Genomic DNA, 12,908 nt, shown 5'->3' with positions numbered 1-12,908 from the left:
TTCCTCTTTCTTCGGAGCCTTGATGCGCCTGGAACTTGAGAACAGCGGCCTCACCCCCGAGGATCTGGCGTCCCTGGGTGATTTCACGTCCTCCCAGAGCCCCACCGGAGACCGGGGCCCCACCACCGACCTCCTGGTGGGCATCTCCGTCAACCTGGCCAGCGGCACCCTCACCGCCGCCGCCACCGGCCTCTGGATGGCCTGGCGTCACCGCCGCCGCCAAGCCCTCCGCGACGCCGACACCGCCACGGTCCACGTGGAGTTCCAGACACCCACCACCACCCACACCGCGATCATCCAGTTCCACACGACCGGCACCGAAGCCGCCCAAACCCTGGCCGCCAGCACGCCTCCCGACACCCACACCGTCCGCATCACCTTCCCGGCCCCCTAATCGGGCTCGTCCGGGTTCGGGCAGCTTCGGTCTCGTTCCCCGGTCACTGGGCCCGATAGCCTGCGCATGTGCTGAAACCGGTGTCTGGGAGCGACCGGGATGACTGAAGCCGAAGACGTTCGCCGGTTGGCGCTCGCACTACCTCACGTGGTCGAAATCGACAGCGACGGCTTCGATTTCCGGGTCGGCGGCAAAGGGTTCGTCTGGTCCTATCCCGAGCGCAAACCGGGTAAGTCGCGCGTCATCCGGACCGACATCGCCGTCCTTTACGTCGGCGACGAAGCGGAGAAACAGGCGTTGCTGCTCGGTGAGCCGGAACGCTTCTTCACCACTCCCGCCTACGACGGGCTGCCTCTGGTCATGCTGTGGCTGAGCGAAGTGGACCTCGACCGTCTGGAAGAACTCGTCACCGACGCCTGGCGCATGCGTGCGCCGGACACGCTCGCCGGGGGAGCCTGATTCAGCGGGAGCGCAAGGGAGAGGCCATCAATTGGGCGGTGGTCTGTCAGGCGGGTGTGTCGAGGCAGGACGGGCGTGGGGTTTCGGCGTAGTCCTGGGTCGCTATGGGCAAGGGGCACGGCGGTCACGGGGACGCGGAGACGGACGCCGCTACGACGACGCTGTCACGCCGGGCCGCCCAGGTTCAGCAGGGCGGGGCGCGGGCGGCCGTGCTCGGCGTCAACGACGGCCTGGTCAGCGTGCTGTGCATCATCCTCGGCGTCGCGGGCGCCGGGTCGGGGCAGACGGCCGCGCGGCTGGCCGGGGTGGCGGGGATGGTCGCGGGCGCGGTCTCGATGGCCGCCGGCGAGTGGATCTCGGTGACCGCCCAGGTCGAGTTGTTCAAGGGCGTCCTGGGAGATCTGCGGCGTATCGTCCGGGACCATCCGGGCGTGGTGATCGGCAAGCTGGAGGAAATGCTCCAGGACACCGGACTGCCGTCCGACATGTCGCGCGCGGCGGCGCACGAGATGGCACGCGACGAGGGGACGCTCTTCTCGACCTCGGCGCGCCGCGTCGTGGGCGTCAACCCGGACGAACTCGGCTCGCCCTGGAGAGCCGCGGTCTCGTCCTTCTGCCTGTTCGGGCTGGGTTCGCTGGCGCCGCTGCTGCCGTGGTTCTTCATCGGCGGCCGGACCGCCGTCGTGCTGTCGATAGCCGCCACCGGCGCCGCCGGACTCGCGGTGGGCGGGGTCGTCGCCTACTCCAGCGGACGCTCCGTCCTGTACGGCGCCGTCCGCCAACTCCTCATCATCCTGCTCGCCGCCGTCGTCACCTATTACATAGGCGCCCTGTTCGACGCCACCTGGCACGCCGGAACGGGAACGTGATTAGCCTCCGAATCATGCACTGACGCGTTGCGGAGGCGATGCGATGCTTGCACGTATGCGCGGATTCTCCGGGAATATGGGGCTGCGAAGCCGGGAGTTGGTTTGAACGGCGGGGCGACGCGGAAACCCGTCCTGGTCCTGATGGGATCCGGGGAGACCGCTCCGACGATGGTGAGCGTGCACCGGGAACTCGTCGCCCGGCTGCGTCCGGTGAAGGCGGTGCTCCTGGACACGCCCTACGGCTTCCAGGAGAACGTCGCGGAGATCTCGGCGCGGGCGCAGACCTACTTCGAGCGCAGTGTCGGGTTACAGGTGGACGTCCCGCCGGGCCTGCGCGGATTCGGTGAGATAGGCGCGGACGGCGAGGCCGGCGGCGATGTGGGCCTGGCCGCCGTGCGCGGCGCGGACTGGGTGTTCGCCGGTCCGGGCAGCCCGTCGTACGCGCTGGCGCAGTGGCGGGACGGTCCGGTGGGCGAGGCCCTGGCCGACCACGCGCGGACGGGACGCGCCGCCCTCGTGTTCGCCTCGGCGGCGGCGTGCACGCTGGGCGCGTACGCGCTGCCGGTCTACGAGATCTACAAGTCCGGCACACGCCCGCACTGGCTGGACGGCCTGGACGTCCTCGGCCGTCTCGGACTGAAGGTCGCGATGATCCCGCACTACGACAACGCCGAGGGCGGCACGCACGACACCCGGTACTGCTACCTCGGGGAGCGCCGGTTGCGGGTGCTGGAGCGCGAACTCCCCGACGACGCCGCCGTGCTCGGCCTGGACGAGCACACGGCCGCGCTGGTCGACGTCGGCCGGGACGCGGTGGAGGTGCGGGGACGGGGCGTCATGACCGTCCGGCGGCGCGGGGAGAGCGTGGTCGTCCCGTCCGGCGGGTCGGTGAGCCTGACCGAGCTGCGCGCGCTGGTGCGCGGCGAGGTCGCGCGGCCGGCCGCCCGGCCCCGGGACGAGGACGCGGAACCGGCGGCGCCCCAGGCGACCTTGCGGGACACCGTCGTCGGCTGCGAGGAACGCTTCGAGACCGGGCTCCGCGAGCGCGACGCCGAGGCACTCGTGCGGGCCGTCCTGGACATCGACGCCGCCGTGGCCGAGTGGGCCGGAGACACCGAAGAGGACGAGGGCGGCACCGACTGGGCCAGGGACGTGATGCGCAGCCTGATCGTCCGGCTCGGGCAGACGGCCGACCGTGGCCTGAGCGATCCTCGCGACGTCCTGGAACCGGTGGTGGAGCCGCTGATCGGTGTCCGCGCCGAGCTTCGCCGGACGGGGTGCTTCGCGCTCGCCGACACCGTCCGGCACGCGCTCCAGACGATAGGAGTGGAGGTGCGCGACACGCCGGACGGTTCCCATTGGCGTCCCGACGCGTGAGGAGGGCGAGACTCCGGCGACTGTCTTGCGCATGAAATGCTGTTGCGATGGGCTTGCAGCAAGCTGTCACGGGGGAGTCGGTGGTCGTGGTGGAGGCGCTCGCCTTCCGCGTGACCGGTGACGGCGGCCTGGCCTTCCGCGCGCTGGCGGGGGAGCTGGGCGGTGGACGGCATCCGGACGCGGTCGCGCGGGAGCTGCTGGGATTGTCCCGCGACACCGCCGCGCACCTGCTGCACTCGACGAGCTGGCGGCACGAGCCGTCCGGACGGGTGGTGCTCACCTACGCCTGCTGCCCCGACCCGCGGCCCGGCCTTCCCGCCGTCCCGCTGGCCGACCGGACGCTGGCCCACGGCGAAGGCCCGGCCAGCCCGTCGCCGGACCGGCCGCGGATCGAGCAGGTGGCCGCGCACGCCGTCCGCCACCTGGCGTTCCTGCGGCACACCGACCCGTCCGCCCGCCAGGTGATCGAGTCGGTTCCAGGACTGCCCGATGTCCTCGCCTCGTGGTCCCCGGTCCCGGCCGGGCAGTTGCCGGGCTCGGGCTACAGTTGCTCGGCCAGCCCGATGAAGATCCCCTCGGGGCCGCGGACGTAGCAGAGCAGATAGCTGTCCTCGAACCGGGCCACGCCGCCGAGGAGCTCGGCGCCGTGGGGGAGCAGGCGGGCGATGGTGTCCTCGATGTCGTCGACGGCGAACATGACGCGGTGCATGCCCAGGGTGTTGTGCGGCTGATCCCGCTGTCCGGCCCCGACCGCTGCGGGGGACTGGTACTTCGCCAGCTCAAGTCGGCTGTGACCGTCCGGGCTGCGCATCATGGCGATGTCGCAGCGGACGCCATCGAGTCCCATGGTGAGGTCCACCCAGGGCCCTTCGACCTGCGCCTTGCCCTCCAGTTCCATGCCGAGTTCGGTGAAGAAGGCGACGGCGGCGTCCAGGTCGCCGACGACGATGCCGACGTTGTCCATCCGCTGAATCGTCATGGTGGTTCTCCTTCGTCTTTGGCGCGGCCCATCGTGACCACTGATGTACCTGGGACGGAGCCGACGCCGCGTTCTCGACATCCCCAGCGGAGATCGCAGGGACGAAGACGATCAGGGCAATGGTTCGTCCGTGGAACGGTATGTCCGTTCACCGGGTCGTGCACCGGCGTCGGTGCGGTGGTCAATGATCTTTCCTGGTGTCGTCCAAGGAATCGGCGGGACCGGGGTGCGGGCAAGGAGGCGGGTATCGCGAGGATCGCGGCCGAAACCGGCTGACTTGACCGGATACTCGGGAGAATTGATGTCATATCGACACTTCATCGTGGGGTTCACCGCACTCGGGATCGTCACGGCCGGGGGCGTCGGCACCGCGCTTGCCGATACCGCCCCTGCCGACACCGCGCTTGCCGACACCACTGCGCGCGCCGCCGTCACCCGGACGGATCCCGGGCCCTTCCCCGTGGATCACGTCCTGTCGAACAAGTCCCTGGTGCGGGCGGCCGCCGCGCTGGTCGAGGCGGCCAAGCGGGAGGGCGACCAGCGGGTGACCATGGTCATCATGGAGCGCTCGGGCGTGATCCGCGAGGTCGTCCGGACGCGGAAGGCGGGCCCGCAGACGTATGAGTCCGCCAAGCGCAAGGCATACACCGCCGTCGCGTTCGGCCGCCCCACCAGCGAACTGACCGACAACGCGACCGTCAACCAGATTCCCGGGACGCTCACCCTGCCCGGCGGCGTCCCCGTCATCTACCGGGGGTTCCCGATCGCGGGCATCGGCGTCGGCGGCGCCCCGGACGGACGCATCGACGAGCGCATCGCCAACGCGGTGCTCAACGCCATCTACCACTCCGGCAAGCGGAAGGGGGCACGTCCGTCCACCCGCTCGTGAACGCGGCCCGGCCCGGCATGTCCCCTGAGGGGCCGTCTCAATCGGCAGGGCCAAGGGCGGGTGCCGCGGTTAGTGGGAGGTGGGAGGCGGGATCGTTTTGACTGTTGTCAGGTCTGATAGGCCCGACAGGGTCAGGACGGGCTCCAGGAGGGGCGGGGCGATCAGTTCCAGGCGTTCGGCGTGGGCGAACAGGATGCTCAGGCCCGCGCTGTCGAGGTACTCGACCGCACTGAGGTCCACGACGAGGCGGCCGTCGGCGCCGCCGAGGGCCGTGTCGATGGCCGCGGCGAACTTCTCGCTGTTGCTCATGTCGATCTCGCCGGTGGCCGTCAGGAGTGCGGTGCCGTCCGGGCGTTGACCGGTCGTGAGCGTCAAAGGTGCGGTCATGGCTCGATCCTGGTGTGCATGCGGACGGTGGTGCCGTCGGGGCCGGGCGTGATCGTGAGCTGTTGCATCATCGCGCGCATCAGGGCGGTGCCGCGGCCGCGGTCGGAGGCCAGGTCCGGCCGGGGGGTCTTCCACTGGCCCGAGTCGGCGATGGTCAGGTGCAGCCGGTCCACGTCGACCTCCGCGCGCAGCGTGACGATGCGGCCGGGAGTGTGACGGTGTCCGTGTTCGATGGCGTTCGCGCAGGCTTCACCGGCGGCGACGAGGACGCTCTGCGTCGTGCGGCGGGACAGTTGGCAGCGGGCGAGCCAGTCGCGAAGCGCCTCGCGGACGGGTGCGAGCTGGGCGGACTCGGCCGGGAAGGCCACCTCCAGCGGGGCCGGGTGCCGGTACAGCAGCAGCGCGACGTCGTCGTCGTAACCGCCGGGGGGCGCCAGTATGCCCATGATGCGGGTGGCGAGATCGTCCAGGGCCTGGTCGCGGCCGTCCTGGACGGTGCGCCCGGCCTGGGCGATGCCTTCCGTCAGGGCGCGGCGGCGGCGTTCGACCAGGCCGTCGGTGTAGAGCAGGACGGTGGCGCGGGCCGGGATGACGGTCTCGGCGGTGGGCCGGGGACGGCCGGGCCTGACCGCGAGCGGCACGGACCTGCCGTCCGCGAGCAGTTCGACGGCGCCGTCGCGGTGGGCGAGGATGGCGGGCGGGTGCCCGGCGCTGGAGTAGGTGAGGCCGCCGGTGTCGGGGTCCAGGACGCCGCAGAAGACGGTCGTGCAGGGAGCGCCGGCGACGCCGACGGCGAACTGGTCGAGCGCCATGAGGGTGTCGGCGGGGCTGGAGTTCTGGAGCAGGAGCGCGCGGCAGGCACTGCGCAACTGGCCCATGACGGTGGCCGCCTCCAGACCGCGGCCGACGCAGTCGCCCACGACGATGCCGATGCGGCCGTCGGGGAGGCCGAAGGTGTCGTACCAGTCGCCGCCCACCTCCAGCGGGCTGGCCGCGGGCTCGTAGCGGACGGCGAACCCCTCGGGCAGCTGCGAGGGGCCCAGGATGGCGCGTTGCAGGGCGAGGGCGGTGTCGCGCTGCTGGTCGATCTGGTGGGCGCGGACGAGTCCCTGCGCGATGTGCCCCGCCAGCAGCGTCAGCAGTACCTGGTCCTGGTCGGTGAAGGGGCGCCGTTCACTCAGCTCGACCCAGACCGCCAGTGTGCCCTCGGGGTGCTCCAGGGTGATGGCGGACGGATGCTCCGCCGACGGGGTGAGCGTGGGTTGGTCGCGCAGGGCGTCCAACCCGGTGCGCCGCCGCTCCGGCAGGGTCTGCCAGGTCAGGTGCCGGTCGGTGCCGACGAGGGCGGGCGGCGCGTCGTCCCGGAAGAGGACGGCCAGCACCCGCCGGGCGCGCCACAGTTTCCGCAGTTCGTCCAGCGCGCCTTCCAGGGCGTCCGACAGGCCGGCGGCGCGGGCCAGTCGCAGGCTGAGCGCCGCCAGGGCGGTCTCACGCTGGATGGCGTAGTGATCGGCGGTGACGTCGCGGAAGGTTCCCACGACGACGCGCCGCCCGGTGTCCGGGTCGTGGACGTGGTTGAAGGAGGCGCTGACCCACAGCCGGTGCCCGTCGCGATGGTCGACGGGGATGGTGTAGGTGCCGTGCGTTCTGTCCAGCAGGGTGGCGAACGCGTCGGAGACCATCCGGTGCGCCTCCCGGTCGGTCCTCTCGTTCGGCCACCACGGGTGCACCGGCGGATAGGGCAGATCCTCCGGCCCGTAGCCGAGGATGTCGGTGAACGCGGCGTTGATCTCGATGACGGCGCCGTCCTCGTCGCAGACGAAGAACGCCTCCTGGAGCGAGTCGATCAGTGCCGAGCGCCAGCGGGAGTGGTGGTTGCGCATCCGGGCGAGTTCCAGGTTCGCCCGGACCCGGGCCAGCAGCTCGGCGGCGGCGAAGGGCTTGAGCAGGTAGTCGTCCGCGCCCGCGCGCAGCCCCTCGATCGACGCCTCCTGCCCCGCGCGGGCCGACAGCAGCAGCACCGGCACCGCCGCGGTGCGCGGGTCGGCGCGCAGCTCGGCCACCAGCTCCAACCCGTTCAGGTGGGGCATCATGACGTCGCTGACCACCAGATCGGGGGCGTCCCGGCGCACCGCCTCCAGCGCGGCCCGGCCGTCATTGACGGTGTCGACCCGGTAACCGGCGCCGCGCAGCAGCCGGCCGAGGTACTCGCGCATGTCGCCGTTGTCGTCGGCCACCAGCACCGTGGCGGGCGCGGCGGGCGCCCCGACCTGCGCCGGATCGGAAGGCGGCTCCGTCGTCGGTTCGGACGGCGGGCCGAGGGCCGGGTCGGACGGCGCGCCTGAGCCGCGTTCGGCAGGCCCGCCGGGCAGCCAGCGCAGGACCTCCTGCACGTAGGGGTCGGCGGTGGACGACACCGCCTGGGCCGCCCCCGGCGAGCCGATGGCCTCGGGGGGCAGGTGGGCCGTCCCGAACGGCAGCCGGATCGTGAAACGGGTGCCCTCACCTTCGCGGCTGTCGGCGGCGATGGTGCCGCCGTGCAGGCCGACGAGCTCCTTGACCAGGGCGAGGCCGATGCCGCTGCCCTCGTTGGAGCGGGCACGCGCGTTCTCGATGCGGTGGAACCGCTCGAACAGCCGCGGCATCTCCTGCGCGGGCACGCCGATCCCGGTGTCGGCGACGGTGACCACGGCGTACCCGTCCTCGGCGCGGGTCGAGACGCGGATGCCGCCGTCGAAGGTGAACTTCAGCGCGTTGCTGAGCAGGTTGAGGATCACCTTCTCCCACATGCCGTGGTCGAGGTGCACCGGCTCGGGCAGCGGAGGGCAGTCGACGTCGAGTTCGAGGCCGGCCCGGTCGTACGCGGAACGGAACACGCTGGCCAGTTCCGCCGTGACCGCCGACAGGTCGGCCGGCTCGTAGGTCGCCTGCATCCGGCCCGCCTCGATGCGGGAGAAGTCCAGCAGGGCGTTGACCAGCTTCCCCAGCCGCATCCCGTTGCGGCGGACGACCTCCAGGTCCTGCCGCACGCCGTCGTCGGCGTCCGCCAGGCGGCCGCGCAGCTCCTCCACCGGACCCATGATCAGGGTGAGGGGGGTGCGGAACTCGTGGCTGATGTTGGAGAAGAAGGTGGTCTTCGCGCGGTCCAGCTCGGCCAGTTCCTCGGCCCGCCGCTGCTGGGCCTGGTAGCTGCGGGCGCCGGCGAGGCCCGCCGCGAGGTGCCCGGCGATCAGCTCCACGAACCCTTGGTAGCCCTCCTCCAGCGGCCGGTACCGGTTGAGCGCGGCCACCAGGAACCCGTAGGGCGCGTCGCCCTGCCGCAACAGCGGGACGGCCAGCGCCTGGACGGGCGGCTGCGACCAGCGCCCGGTCGGCAGCCCGGTGAACGGACCGCCGCCAAGCGGTACCAGCGCCGATTCGCCCCGCGCCAGTGTCGCCGCTGGCCACACTGTTCCCGAAACAGCGCCGCCGGATTCGTCCACGGGCAGTTGGAGCGGCGCGGCCGGATGGCCTTCGGTGATTCCGGTCGCACCCGCCAGCCGGGCCGACCCGCCGTCGAACAGGTAGGTCAGGGTGAACGGGAGGTCCGAGCCGTTGCGGTCCAGTTGCCGGTGGGCGAAGGCCAGCGCCTCGGACTCGGTTCGCACCACGCTGGGATCGGAACCGAGATCCCGCAGCGTCGCCATCCGCCGCTCTCCGACGACCCTCTCGGTTTCCTCGCTGACCACGCACAACATGCCGACTACCGTGCCCACATCGTCCCGCAGCGGACTGTACGAGAATGTGTGATACGTCTCTTCGGTGTATCCCGACCGTTCCAGGAAGAGCAGCAGCGCCTCGTCCCAGGTCGCCTGCGCCGTGGTGAGGACGGTGTCGATCCGCGGGCCGATGTCGTCCCAGATCTCGGCCCACACCTCGCGGGCCGGTCGGCCGAGCGCCCAGGGGTACTTGCGGCCGAGGGTGTCGCGCCGGTAGGCGGCGTTGCAGAAGAAGGTCAGCTCCGGGCCCCACGCCATCCACATCGAGAACCGGGACGACAGCAGGATGCTCACGGCCGTCCGCAGGCTCTGCGGCCAGGCGGCCGGCGGGCCGAGCGGGGTCGCCGCCCAGTCGACCGCGGCGAGGTGGCGGCCGACCTCGTGGTCGGCGGCGAACACGTCCGTCCCGGCCGCGGTCGGCGCGCGACCCTCACGACCGTCAGCTTGCGTCACCGGACGTCCTTCCGCGTCGCCCTCTCCACTTGTCCCGTTTCCCCCCGAAGCCGGGGAAGAGGTGATGCGTAGAAAAAGTAGGATAGAGCAGCTTATGGGCGAACCCGCTCAGCCTCCGGCCAGCACCCTCCCCACAGGAGTCCTCTCGGTGACGCAATACGACCTCACCATCGACCTGCCAGCTCAGGACGGCGACGTGCCCGTCCTGCGCGTCGCCGGAGACCTCGACCACCACACCGCGCCACGGCTGCGGGAGGCCCTGGACAAGGTCCCGTGGGCCGCCGGGGGAATCCTCGTGCTCGACCTGTCCGGGCTCGCCTACTGCGACTCCACCGGCATCACCGTGCTCATCAACGCCTACAAGCGCTCGAAGCCGACCGGCGGACGACTGCTGATCGCGGGCCTGAACTCCGACCTCCGCGAGGTCTTCACGATCATCGGGCTCGACCAGATCTTCGTCTTCCATCCCACGGTCGACGAGGCGATCGCAGCCTCCCACCAGGCGTGACGAGATTCCACCGACCGACGCCGGGCGGCGCCGACACGGCCGTCGGCCCGTCCGTCCGTCTTGTCCGTAATGCTCTGTTGAGGGCGGTAATGTTCGGGCGGCACTGTCGCGCGATGTCGAGCGGGCTCGCGCGTGATGGAGGGGAGTACGGCCGATGACCGGTGCGTCGGACAGCGCGCATCTTTCGACGCTGCTCGAGTCGGAGCGGGAGACACTGCTCGGCCGCTGGGTGGAGATCGTCGCCGCGACCATGCGCGGACGCCTCACCGCGGACGAGCTGAGGGTGGAGCTGGGCGAACTGTACGCGCTCATCGAGCGGGCGGTCCTCGGCGGAGACGACGAGGCGGCGGGCGAGCTGCGCGCCGCGCTGGGGGAGATATCGCGCAGCCGCGCGCGGCAGGGGTTCACCCCCACCGAGACCGCGACCAGCGTCTTCGCGCTCAAGCAGGCGGTCCTGGAGCGGGTCGAGGCGTCCGCCGACACCGCCGCCTACGCCGAGTTCGCCGCGTTCTCCTCGCGCGTGGACGAGCTGGGGCTCGTGACCTTCGAGACCTACGCCGCCGCCCGCGAGCAGGTCATCGCCGACCAGATGGAGCAGCTGCTGGAGCTGTCCACGCCGGTGGTGAAGCTGTGGGACGGCATCCTCGGCGTGCCCCTGGTCGGCACGCTGGACTCGGCGCGCACGCAGGTGGTCATGGAGTCGCTGCTGGAGCGCCTCGTCGAGACGGGGTCGCAGATCGCGATCCTCGACATCACGGGAGTGCCCGCCGTCGACACCGAGGTCGCCCAGCACCTGCTGAAGACCGTGATGGCCGCCCGGCTGATGGGCACCGAATGCGTGATCTCCGGCATCCGGCCGCAGATCGCCCAGACGATCGTGGCGCTCGGGGTCGAGTTCGGCGAGATCGCCACCAAGGCGACCCTGGCCGACGCCCTGGCGTACGCGCTGGACAAGACCGGGGCCCACCCGGGCGAGCGGACGGGCGCCTGATGGACCGCGTGCCGATTCTCAAGATCGGTGAGGTCCTGCTGGTGTCGATCCAGGTCGATCTGCAGGACCAGACCGTCCTCGCGCTGCAGGAGGACCTGGCCGAGCGCATCGTCGCCACCGGCGCCCGCGGCGTGATCATCGACATCACCGCGGTCGACATCGTGGACTCCTTCATCGGCCGGATGTTCGCCACCATCGCCTCGATGTCGCGGCTGATGGACGCCGAGACGGTGGTGGTGGGAATGCGTCCCGCCGTGGCGATCACCCTGGTGGAGCTCGGGCTCTCCCTCGGCGGGGTGCGCACGGCGCTGGACCTGGAGAAGGGCATGCGGCTGCTCGGCGCGCCGCTGCCCGCCGCCGGTCCGGGCGCCTTGGACGGCCGGTGACGACTCCGCCGGGCGACGCGCTGCCCATCGCGTCCAACGAGGACGTGGTCCAGGTCCGGCAGAGCGTGCGGGCCGTCGCCGCGGCGGTCGGCATGTCACTGGTGGACCAGACCAAGATCGTCACCGCGGCCAGCGAGCTGGCCCGCAACACCTTCGTGCACGGCGGCGGAGGCTCCGCCCAGGTCGAGCGGGTCGTCAACGCGCGCGGCCGGCCCGGTGTCCGGCTCGTGTTCACCGACAAGGGGCCGGGGATCCCCGACGTCGCCCAGGCGCTCACCGAGGGATGGACGAGCGGCGGCGGCCTCGGCCTCGGCCTGCCGGGCACGCGCCGCCTGGTCGACGAGTTCGAGCTGGAGACCGCGGTCGGCGAGGGCACCACGGTGACGGTGGCGAAGTGGGCCCGCTGACGGCCACCGGCTGGTTGAGCAGTCCGCCCACCGGTGACGCGGTGTGGGCACGGGCGGAGGAGCCGAGCTCCGCCGCCGGGATGCGCCGCCACGCCGCCCGGCTGGCCGGACGGCTCGGGTTCGGCGCGGAGCGCCTGGGCCAGATCCAGATCGCGGTGACCGAGGCCGCCACCAACCTGGCCAAGCACGCCGTGCGCGGCGAGATGCTGGTCCAGGTGGTCCGCGTCGGCGACGACGCCGCGCTGGAGATCGTCTGCCTGGACCAGGGCCCCGGCATGGGCGACGTCCCCGGTTCCCGCCTGGACGGGTACTCCACGGCCGGCACCCTCGGGATCGGCCTCGGGGCCATCGAGAGGATCGCCGACCACAGCGGCATCCACTCGCTCCCGCACGCCGGCACCGTGCTGTTCGCCCGGTTCCTGCGCGGGCGCGGCGAGGGAGCCGCCGCGACGGCGCCGTCCCGCCTGCCCTTCGCCGGGCTGACGCGCCCGATCGAGGGCGAGGAGGAGTGCGGCGACGCGTACGTCGTCCGGGTGGAGGGCGGCACGGTCTACGCGATGCTCTGCGACGGGCTCGGGCACGGGCCGATGGCGGCGCGCGCGGCGTGGGAGGCCGTCGCGGCGGTGCGGGAGGCGACGCTGCCCGCCGGTCCCGCCGACCTCCTGGCGCAGGTGCACCGGCGGCTGGGCTCGACGCGCGGCGGCGCGGTCTCGGTGGCCGCCGTCGACCCCGGCAGGGGCGTGGTGCGGTTCGCGGGACTCGGCAACGTCGCCGGCTGGATCCTCGGGCGCGAGCGCAGGCAGGGCATGGTCTCCGTCCCGGGGATCGCGGGGGCGCAGGCCAGGCGGCTGCGCGAACACGTCTACGAGCTGCCGCCGGGGGCCGCGGTGGTCCTGCACTCCGACGGGCTGACCGGCAGGTGGGACGCCGCGGGCCGTCCCGACCTCGGCCGCGACCCGCTGCTGCTCGCCGCCGACCTGCTGCGCGAGGCGGGGGTCCGGCACGACGACCGCGGCGTCCTGGCCGTGACCACCGCCGGGTGGAGGTGAGG

Annotated in this window: 14 protein-coding genes; 11 read left to right on the top strand and 3 right to left on the bottom strand. The window is 72.0% G+C overall.

The genetic code is table 11. The features are described from left to right. Positions 1-22: 22 nt before the first annotated feature. From FXF65_RS32115 to FXF65_RS32095, 5 genes are all read left to right on the top strand, one after another. Positions 23-394 carry a hypothetical protein gene (locus FXF65_RS32115; RefSeq protein WP_148353825.1) on the top strand — a complete coding sequence of 124 codons (372 nt, stop codon included), beginning with the start codon at positions 23-25 and terminating at the stop codon, positions 392-394. A 99-nt stretch (positions 395-493) separates the two neighbouring features. Then, positions 494-853: an MmcQ/YjbR family DNA-binding protein gene (locus FXF65_RS32110; RefSeq protein ID WP_148353824.1), complete on the top strand. Its 360-nt coding sequence runs from the start codon at positions 494-496 to the stop codon at positions 851-853. 104 nt (positions 854-957) lie between these two features. Continuing rightward, positions 958-1,722, top strand: a complete 765-nt coding sequence (locus FXF65_RS32105) for a VIT1/CCC1 transporter family protein (protein ID WP_148353823.1) — start codon at positions 958-960, stop codon at positions 1,720-1,722. Positions 1,723-1,863: 141 nt separating this feature from the next. After that, positions 1,864-3,099 carry a hypothetical protein gene (locus tag FXF65_RS32100; protein ID WP_148353822.1) on the top strand — a complete coding sequence of 412 codons (1,236 nt, stop codon included), beginning with the start codon at positions 1,864-1,866 and terminating at the stop codon, positions 3,097-3,099. A 47-nt stretch (positions 3,100-3,146) separates the two neighbouring features. Beyond that, entirely contained in the window at positions 3,147-3,692 is a 546-nt protein-coding gene (locus FXF65_RS32095) for an NUDIX hydrolase (protein ID WP_148353821.1), read from the top strand. On the opposite strand, the gene FXF65_RS32090 is transcribed toward FXF65_RS32095, so the two are convergent. After that, positions 3,641-4,063 (bottom strand): VOC family protein, encoded by a 423-nt coding sequence (locus tag FXF65_RS32090; protein ID WP_222868868.1) that lies wholly within the window; start codon positions 4,061-4,063, stop codon positions 3,641-3,643. The genes FXF65_RS32095 and FXF65_RS32090 overlap by 52 nt on opposite strands. Positions 4,064-4,379: 316 nt before the next feature. Here FXF65_RS32090 and FXF65_RS32085 point away from each other — a divergent pair, with 316 nt between their 5' ends. Then, positions 4,380-4,967 carry a heme-binding protein gene (locus FXF65_RS32085; RefSeq protein ID WP_148353819.1) on the top strand — a complete coding sequence of 196 codons (588 nt, stop codon included), beginning with the start codon at positions 4,380-4,382 and terminating at the stop codon, positions 4,965-4,967. A 69-nt stretch (positions 4,968-5,036) separates the two neighbouring features. Here the strand turns inward: FXF65_RS32085 and FXF65_RS32080 are convergent, their stop codons facing one another. Together FXF65_RS32080 and FXF65_RS32075 are read right to left on the bottom strand one after the other, a co-directional pair. Next, positions 5,037-5,354, bottom strand: coding sequence for an STAS domain-containing protein (locus tag FXF65_RS32080; RefSeq protein WP_148353818.1), 318 nt, complete (start codon positions 5,352-5,354; stop codon positions 5,037-5,039). Continuing rightward, positions 5,351-9,565: a SpoIIE family protein phosphatase gene (locus FXF65_RS32075; RefSeq protein WP_222868843.1), complete on the bottom strand. Its 4,215-nt coding sequence runs from the start codon at positions 9,563-9,565 to the stop codon at positions 5,351-5,353. The genes FXF65_RS32080 and FXF65_RS32075 overlap by 4 nt, the downstream gene beginning before the upstream one ends. 148 nt (positions 9,566-9,713) lie before the next feature. On the opposite strand from FXF65_RS32075, the gene FXF65_RS32070 reads away from it, so the two are divergent. The 5 genes from FXF65_RS32070 to FXF65_RS32050 all read left to right on the top strand — a co-directional run bounded on the left by FXF65_RS32070 (position 9,714) and on the right by FXF65_RS32050 (position 12,906). After that, positions 9,714-10,073 (top strand): STAS domain-containing protein, encoded by a 360-nt coding sequence (locus FXF65_RS32070; RefSeq protein WP_246199270.1) that lies wholly within the window; start codon positions 9,714-9,716, stop codon positions 10,071-10,073. Between the two features lie 154 nt (positions 10,074-10,227). Further along, a complete protein-coding gene (locus FXF65_RS32065) occupies positions 10,228-11,064 on the top strand; it encodes an STAS domain-containing protein (RefSeq protein WP_148353816.1) in 837 nt (278 codons plus the stop codon). Further along, the gene (locus FXF65_RS32060; RefSeq protein WP_187412608.1) at positions 11,064-11,450 is read left to right on the top strand and encodes an STAS domain-containing protein; all 387 of its coding nucleotides are present in this window, start codon (positions 11,064-11,066) and stop codon (positions 11,448-11,450) included. Before FXF65_RS32065 ends, FXF65_RS32060 begins: the two co-directional genes overlap by 1 nt. Continuing rightward, positions 11,447-11,857, top strand: coding sequence for an anti-sigma regulatory factor (locus tag FXF65_RS32055; RefSeq protein WP_148353815.1), 411 nt, complete (start codon positions 11,447-11,449; stop codon positions 11,855-11,857). The genes FXF65_RS32060 and FXF65_RS32055 overlap by 4 nt, the downstream gene beginning before the upstream one ends. Continuing rightward, positions 11,845-12,906, top strand: coding sequence for an ATP-binding SpoIIE family protein phosphatase (locus FXF65_RS32050; RefSeq protein ID WP_148353814.1), 1,062 nt, complete (start codon positions 11,845-11,847; stop codon positions 12,904-12,906). The genes FXF65_RS32055 and FXF65_RS32050 overlap by 13 nt, the downstream gene beginning before the upstream one ends. Positions 12,907-12,908 lie beyond the last annotated feature (2 nt).

This window comes from Actinomadura syzygii, assembly GCF_008085905.1.
Taxonomy (GTDB): Bacteria; Actinomycetota; Actinomycetes; order Streptosporangiales; family Streptosporangiaceae; genus Spirillospora; species Spirillospora syzygii.
Note: the sequence above shows the minus strand (reverse complement) of the source record. Positions and strands in the feature narration are given on the sequence as shown.

Excerpts from the sequence above, each read along its gene's own strand:
- FXF65_RS32115 (WP_148353825.1), top strand. The coding sequence starts at position 23 with ATGCGCCTGGAACTTGAGAACAGCGGCCTCACCCCCGAGGATCTGGCG.
- FXF65_RS32110 (WP_148353824.1), top strand. The coding sequence starts at position 494 with ATGACTGAAGCCGAAGACGTTCGCCGGTTGGCGCTCGCACTACCTCAC.
- FXF65_RS32105 (WP_148353823.1), top strand. The coding sequence starts at position 958 with ATGGGCAAGGGGCACGGCGGTCACGGGGACGCGGAGACGGACGCCGCT.
- FXF65_RS32100 (WP_148353822.1), top strand. The coding sequence starts at position 1,864 with ATGGGATCCGGGGAGACCGCTCCGACGATGGTGAGCGTGCACCGGGAA.
- FXF65_RS32095 (WP_148353821.1), top strand. The coding sequence starts at position 3,147 with ATGGGCTTGCAGCAAGCTGTCACGGGGGAGTCGGTGGTCGTGGTGGAG.
- FXF65_RS32090 (WP_222868868.1), bottom strand. The coding sequence starts at position 4,063 with ATGGACAACGTCGGCATCGTCGTCGGCGACCTGGACGCCGCCGTCGCC.
- FXF65_RS32085 (WP_148353819.1), top strand. The coding sequence starts at position 4,380 with ATGTCATATCGACACTTCATCGTGGGGTTCACCGCACTCGGGATCGTC.
- FXF65_RS32080 (WP_148353818.1), bottom strand. The coding sequence starts at position 5,354 with ATGACCGCACCTTTGACGCTCACGACCGGTCAACGCCCGGACGGCACC.
- FXF65_RS32065 (WP_148353816.1), top strand. The coding sequence starts at position 10,228 with ATGACCGGTGCGTCGGACAGCGCGCATCTTTCGACGCTGCTCGAGTCG.
- FXF65_RS32060 (WP_187412608.1), top strand. The coding sequence starts at position 11,064 with ATGGACCGCGTGCCGATTCTCAAGATCGGTGAGGTCCTGCTGGTGTCG.